The organism is Sphingomonas sp. CCH9-E2, from assembly GCF_001557215.1.
Lineage (GTDB): Bacteria > Pseudomonadota > Alphaproteobacteria > Sphingomonadales > Sphingomonadaceae > Sphingomonas.
This window is the reverse complement of sequence record NZ_LSJM01000432.1, coordinates 1-773: the sequence shown is the minus strand read 5'-3', so window position 1 is coordinate 773 and position 773 is coordinate 1. Positions and strand designations below refer to the sequence as shown.

At 65.1% G+C, this 773-nt stretch carries 1 protein-coding gene; it reads left to right on the top strand.

Going from position 1 to position 773, the window contains the following annotated elements:
* Nucleotides 1–24 precede the first annotated feature (24 nt).
* Nucleotides 25–773: signal peptidase I (gene lepB / locus AX681_RS19070; RefSeq protein ID WP_066682634.1), on the top strand; the 749-nt coding region annotated here is incomplete at its 3' end.

The following is a 773-nucleotide window of genomic DNA, read 5'->3' as shown; positions in this document are numbered from 1 at the left end:
TGGCGGGCGAGTGAGAGGGACGGGATGGCCGAAGATTTGGCGGCGACGGGCGAGGACGCGCAAACGCGCAGCGGCACCGATTGGTGGGCCGAGGCGCGCGGCATCTTCTGGCTGGTGCTTGCCGTGCTCGGCTTTCACAGCCTGGTCGCCAAGCCATTTTACATTCCGTCGGAATCGATGATGCCGAACCTTCTGGTCGGCGACCGGCTGGTGGTGAGCAAATATCCGTACGGGTACAGCTATGTCACCCCGACCTTCCACATCCTGCCGTTCATGCACGGACGCCTGTTCGGCAGCGTTCCCGAGCGCGGCGACATCGTGATCCTGACCCCGCCGGATATGCGATCGGACTATATCAAGCGCGTGATCGGCCTGCCCGGCGACACGGTCGAGATGTATGGCGGCATCCTGTACCTGAACGGGCGTCAGGTGCAGCGCGAAAAGCTGGGCCTGCGCGCGCTCAAGGTCGATGGCAATCTGACCTGCGACAAGGATCATTATCCCGGCGCGCTGGGCCGCAACGCGGCGGGCGAGCTGGTGTGCAACGTGCAGATCGTGCGCGAGACGCTGCCCAATGGCGTCAGCTACGACACGATCGATATCGGGCCGACGCGCGCCGACAATTTCCCGGCGGTGCGCATTCCGGCCGATCATGTCTGGCTGATGGGCGACAATCGCGACAACAGCGCCGACAGCCGCTTCTCGCTCGCCCAACAGGGGCTGGGCGGGCCGGTGCCGGTCGAGAATATCGGCGGGCGCGCGGAGTTCATCAC